The 6,244-nt window shown below is 40.0% G+C and carries 4 protein-coding genes; all 4 read left to right on the top strand.

Translation table 11 applies throughout. The annotated features are described in order from the left end of the window. Positions 1 to 144 precede the first annotated feature (144 nt). The 4 genes from cdaA (at position 145) to glmS (ending at position 5,872) form a co-directional block, all read left to right on the top strand. Positions 145 to 963, top strand: coding sequence for a diadenylate cyclase CdaA (cdaA, locus tag N784_RS15440; RefSeq protein ID WP_036836413.1), 819 nt, complete (start codon positions 145 to 147; stop codon positions 961 to 963). Beyond that, positions 956 to 2,182, top strand: coding sequence for a CdaR family protein (locus N784_RS15435; protein ID WP_036836412.1), 1,227 nt, complete (start codon positions 956 to 958; stop codon positions 2,180 to 2,182). Before cdaA ends, N784_RS15435 begins: the two co-directional genes overlap by 8 nt. A gap of 37 nt (positions 2,183 to 2,219) precedes the next feature. Beyond that, a complete protein-coding gene (glmM, locus tag N784_RS15430; RefSeq protein WP_036836411.1) occupies positions 2,220 to 3,569 on the top strand; it encodes a phosphoglucosamine mutase in 1,350 nt (449 codons plus the stop codon). Positions 3,570 to 4,066: 497 nt separating this feature from the next. After that, positions 4,067 to 5,872, top strand: a complete 1,806-nt coding sequence (gene glmS / locus N784_RS15425) for a glutamine--fructose-6-phosphate transaminase (isomerizing) (protein WP_036836410.1) — start codon at positions 4,067 to 4,069, stop codon at positions 5,870 to 5,872. Positions 5,873 to 6,244 lie beyond the last annotated feature (372 nt).

Below are 6,244 nucleotides of genomic sequence, written 5' to 3'. Positions count from 1 at the left end.
AAGTTACTTAACTTTTCCCTCTACTCGATTTGAAAAGGATATTCATGCAATGGTTGTGTTATTTTTACAAAGCTAATTATGATATAATAATATATAGTGTTGTTTATTTATGAGTAGAATTAATGAGTAAAAGGAAGTGGACACATGCTTGATGGGGGATTTGAAGTACTGAAATATGTAAGAATAATTATAGATATTGCCCTTGTCTGGTTTGTTCTATATAAATTAACCATGTTGATTCGTGGTACAAAAGCGATTCAGCTTTTAAAAGGAATTTTTGTCGTGTTAGGTGTGTGGCTCTTTAGTTACTTGTTACAACTTAATACGTTAATGTGGTTAATCTCAGAAGCCATTACATGGGGATTCTTAGCAGTTATTATTTTGTTCCAACCGGAATTCCGCCGAGCATTGGAACAGCTTGGAAGAGGTAGGTTCTTTTCACGTAATTCAAATGCAGAGGAAGACGTAGCTAAATCGATTGATGCTATTATTAAATCTTGTAATTATATGGCGAAACGTCGTATTGGTGCATTAATTACGATTGAGAGAGAAACCGGAATGGGTGATTATGTAGAGACGGGTATTCCGATTAAAGGTCATTTAACAAGTGAATTGTTGACGAATATTTTTATACCTAATACACCACTTCATGATGGAGCTGTTATTGTGAAAGAACAAGAAATAACGGCAGCAGCATGTTACTTACCACTATCTGAAAGTCCATTTATATCAAAGGAATTAGGTACAAGGCACCGAGCAGCTTTAGGCATCAGTGAAGTGACAGATGCATTAACGATAGTTGTTTCCGAGGAGACAGGCTCTATTTCTTGCACGAAAAACGCTGAGCTTCATCGAGAATTAGATAATGAGGCGCTTCGTGACATGCTCCAAAGAGAACTAGGTGTTCCTGGTAAAGCCCCTGCTTCGAAAAGCTGGAACTGGAGGGGGAAGAAGGATGGATAAATGGTTAAAGAATAAATGGTTTATACGTGTATTCACGCTTGTGATTGCGCTCTTATTATATGCATCCGTTAACTTAAACGATACAAGTAGCCAGAAAGATTCTATCTTACCTGGTGGAAATAAAGAGTTAATGAGTATGAACAGTATTCCTCTACAAGTATATATGAATGATGAAGATTATGTAGTGGAAGGTGTTCCTGAAACGATTACGGTAACGGTAGAAGGCCCAAGTACCGTTGTCACAAGAACCATTATTCAGAAGAATTTTGAGATGTTTGTTGATTTGAATGATTTGGGACCTGGTACTTATACCGTTCCTGTTGAACATAAAGGAATATCGAACCAATTATCCGTGTACACGCAACCAAAGGAGCTTGAGGTAACTATTGAAGAGAAAGCTCAAGCAGATTATGCAGTGCAATTAGACTATGTACACGCTAGTAACGTAGCAAAGGGCTATGAAATTGGTGAAGCGACAGTGAAACCTTCATCTGTTACCATTACTGGTTCAAAAGCAGAAGTAGAGAAAGTGTCTTTAGTAAAAGCGATTGTAGATGTGCAAGGAGCTACTGATGACGTTTCCATAAATGATGCTCCTGTGAAAGTATATGATCAACAGGGGAATGAGCTGAATGTTTTCGTAGAACCGAACACTGTTCAAGTAGATGCAACTATTATTCCGCCTCATAAAGAAGTTCCTGTACAGGTAAAAACGAAAGGAGAACTACCTGAAGGGTTAAGTGTGGATTCTATTAAAACAGATCCAGAAAAGGTAAAAGTTTATGGAGCACAAGAGGTATTAGATGCGGTGGATGCGGTAGAAACGACCGTCGATTTATCAAATATGGAAAAGGATACGACATTGAGTGTTGACTTAACGAAACCTGATAAAGCGAGTAAGATTGAACCGGGTGAAGTGAAAGTGGAAATCGATGTAGAGAAATCAGAAAAAAAGACTTTATCTGATGTAGAAGTGGGAGTAAAGAGTCAGCAAGAGGGACAGAAAGTTACATTTATCGAGCCAGCGAACAATGTCATTGAAATCAAGGCGACTGGTACAGATGCAACGTTAAAAGGTATGAGTAAAGATGATTTTGAGGTGTTTGTAAACGTTGAGGAATATTCAAATGGCGAACATACTGTACCGATTGAAATAGAAGGTCCAAAGGCAGTAAGATGGAATACAGACACAGAACAAGCAACGATTCAAATTGAGTAGGAAATAATTTTGGTAGAGAATGAAGGAGCGATTAATGATGGGAAAATATTTCGGTACTGATGGGGTTCGGGGTGTAGCAAATAAAGAGTTAACACCGGAACTAGCATTTAAAATCGGGCGTTACGGAGGATATGTACTGACAAATGGCACTACGAAGCCTAAAGTGATTATCGGCCGTGATCCACGAATTTCAGGAGAAATGTTAGAGAGCGCCTTGACGGCAGGATTGTTATCAATTGGAGCGGAAGTGATGCGTCTAGGTATTATTTCTACTCCAGGTGTGGCTTACTTAACGAAAGCGTTAGGAGCAGCAGCAGGTGTGATGATTTCTGCATCTCACAATCCTGTAGAAGATAACGGCATTAAATTCTTCGGACCTGATGGCTTTAAGTTAACGGATGAACAAGAAGAAGAAATTGAAGCCTTAATAGATCAAGAACAAGATGAACTTCCACGCCCAGCGGGAGCGGATTTAGGACAAATAAATGATTACTTTGAAGGTGGTCAAAAATATCTTCAATACCTGAAACAAACGGTTGATTATGATTTTGATGGTCTTCATATTGCGTTAGATTGCGCTCATGGTGCTACATCTCCGATTGCTTCTCACTTATTTGCCGATCTGGAAGCGGAATTGTCCTCAATGGGATCATCACCAGACGGTTTGAATATTAATGCAGGTGTAGGGTCCACGCATCCAGAAGTATTGCAGCAGTTCGTATTAGATAAAGGAGCCGATATTGGCCTTGCCTTTGACGGAGATGGGGACCGCTTAATCGCTATTGATGAGAAAGGCAATATTGTAGATGGCGATAAAATTATGTTTATTTGCGCCAAGCATTTAAATGAAAAAGGTCGTCTTAAGCACAATACGGTTGTTTCTACCGTGATGAGTAATATTGGTTTCTACAAAGCGCTAGAGGCAAACGATATGAAGAGTGATAAGACGAAAGTTGGCGACCGTTACGTAATGGCAGAGATGCGTCGTGGTGGATATAATCTTGGTGGCGAACAATCTGGTCACATTATTTTCTTAGATTACAATACAACAGGAGACGGATTACTTTCTGCTCTACAATTAGTTAATGTGATGAAAGAAACAGAAAAGCCATTATCCCAATTGGCGGCTGAAATGGAGACTTTCCCACAAGAGTTGAAAAACGTTCGCGTAACAGACAAGAAAGCAGTATTTGAAAACGAGCGCATTCAAACATCGATTCAAGAAGTAGAAGCAGCACTTGGAAGCGATGGTCGCGTATTAGTACGTCCATCAGGCACAGAGCCATTAGTTCGAGTTATGGTAGAAGCCCCAACAAAAGAGGCTTGTGAAGAATGTGTTAGTAAAATCGTCGCAGTTGTACAGGAAGAATTAGGATTAACAGAATAGGCAGCACTTATGCGCAGTTGGTACGAAATAAACCAGTTGCGCATATATTTATATATAAGGAAGATAGCTGTCAAGAAATGAGATATTAGTAATTGACTGTCTTACTATATTACGATAGAATTGAAATGCTTCTTATGCTTTTGAGTTCGTAAAGTGTGAGAAGTAGGTAGCAAAAAGAGTGATACTATATCAAAATGGGTATGGTAAACATGTATTCCATTATAGAAAGGAGCATAGAATTTATACGCAACATAAAGCGCCTGGACTACTTTCGAAAACAAGTAGTTGACGAGGAGGAGGTTTATCGATCAAGTCGGCGGATGCCTCCCGGTTGCACACCTCAACTGCATCGTTTTTTTCAGAAAACAAAGGGGCGACCTTTTGTACAAAGGAGAAGAACAAGGTGACGATTAGTAATCATGAGAAAGGGGCAGACTACTTCGCCCCATAATAATGGTTAAGTTGTTTTGCCCCTTAAACGAGGAGGAAACAACACAATGTGTGGAATTGTTGGATATATAGGAATGAATGATACGACGGAAACGTTATTAAGAGGTCTTGAAAAGCTGGAATACCGTGGATATGATTCAGCGGGCATAGCTCGTTTGAATCGTGAAGGTGTTCATGTAACGAAAGTAAAAGGTCGTATCGCAGCACTTAGAGAAGAAATCGAAAAGCAGAACATTACTGCAACAATGGGAATAGGCCATACCCGCTGGGCTACGCACGGAGCACCGAATCATAGCAATTCGCACCCCCATCAAAGCGCGTCTGGTCGCTTCACTATTGTTCATAATGGTGTTATCGAGAATTATGAAGATATACAACGTGACTATCTTGCTGATGTTGAAATGGCGAGTGATACCGATACAGAGGTTATTGTACAATTAGTCGAAAAGCTATATGAAACGCTGCAAGATGTAAAAGCAGCATTCCGCAAAGCAATCTCTTTATTAAAAGGTTCCTACGCTGTTGCGATTATGGACGAAAAGAATCCCGATACGATTTATGTAGCGAAGAACAAAAGCCCATTACTCGTAGGATTAGGTGAAGGGTTTAACGTCGTATCTAGTGACTCTATGGCGATGCTACAAGTGACGGATCAATTTGTAGAATTAGAAGATAAAGAAATCGTTCTTGTACGCCGCCAGGAAGTAGAAATTCAAAAGCTCGATGGCACGAAGGTAGAGCGCGATGCTTTTACAGCTGAAATCGATGCAACAGATATTGAAAAAGGCACGTACCCACACTTTATGCTGAAAGAAATTGACGAGCAGCCATTTGTTATTCGTAAGATCATTCAAGAATACCAAGATGAGCATGACCAGATTAAACTGGACCCTAATGTACGCCAAGCAATGCTAAACTGTGATCGTGTGTACATTATCGCATGTGGAACAAGTTATCACGCAGGCTTAGTGGGAAAACAATTTATGGAGAAATTGGCAAACATACCTGTCGAAGTACATGTAGCAAGCGAATTCTCTTACAATATGCCACTTATCTCTGAGAAACCATTATTTATCTACATTTCTCAAAGCGGAGAAACAGCAGATAGCCGCTCTGTACTTGTTCAAACGAATGCCAAAGATTACCCATCCTTAACAATTACAAATGCACCAGGATCAACCCTTTCTCGTGAAGCGGATTACACGCTACACTTACATGCAGGACCAGAAATTGCTGTAGCTTCCACGAAAGCATACACAGCACAACTAGCCGTATTAGTGATTCTAGCAGTAGATACTGCACAAGCAAAAGGAATCGAATTAAACTTCAATCCAATGCAAGAACTAGCCATTGTCGCAAACGCAATGGAAGCACTATGCGACCAAAAAGAAGAAATGGAAAAAATCGCAGCAGAATACCTAACCGTTGCCCGTAACTGTTTCTTTATTGGACGTAGCGCAGACTTCTTTGTTGGCTTAGAAGGAGCACTTAAATTAAAAGAAATCTCCTATATACAAGCAGAAGGATTCGCAGGCGGAGAGCTGAAGCACGGAACAATCGCCTTAATCGAAGAAGGCACTCCAGTCATTGCACTTGCAACACAAGCAAACGTCAACTACTCCATCCGTGGAAACGTAAAAGAAGTTGCAGCACGTGGAGCATATCCATGCATCATTAGTATGCGAGGCCTTGACCAAGAAGGCGATACATTCGTATTACCAGAAGTACATGAGTTATTAACACCACTTGTTTCCGTGATTCCATTACAACTAATCGCTTATTATGCAGCCCTACACCGCGATTGTGATGTAGATAAGCCACGTAACTTAGCGAAGAGTGTTACGGTGGAGTAGGGTTTTATGAGGGAATTGTTGAGTTTGTGGAATTGAAATAAAGTCGCGATGTTTATAAAAAAGATTTACCGTTTTACCCCTTTAGATATGATTGTCTAAAGGGGTGTTTTTATGTCCAAAAGAAAAAGAACATCTGAAGTTGAAAAATGGGTTAAAGAAGTATCTCCCTGTTACTTTCCATTTCCCTCTGCTAAAAAGTCGGTACCTACTGCTAAATAGTTGGTATCCTGAGCGGAAGGAAGAGAGAAGAAAAAGAGCAGGCAGACCGTTATGTACTCAATCGTTTTTTCAACAGACGGATTGTAATATTAAGTGCAACACCTAAGGGTAAATAAAAGCAACCCATAACGACCTCGTGTAAAATGTAGTTAC

The organism is Pontibacillus litoralis JSM 072002 (assembly GCF_000775615.1).
Lineage (GTDB): Bacteria > Bacillota > Bacilli > Bacillales > BH030062 > Pontibacillus > Pontibacillus litoralis.
This window is presented reverse-complemented; position numbering and strand designations above follow the sequence as displayed.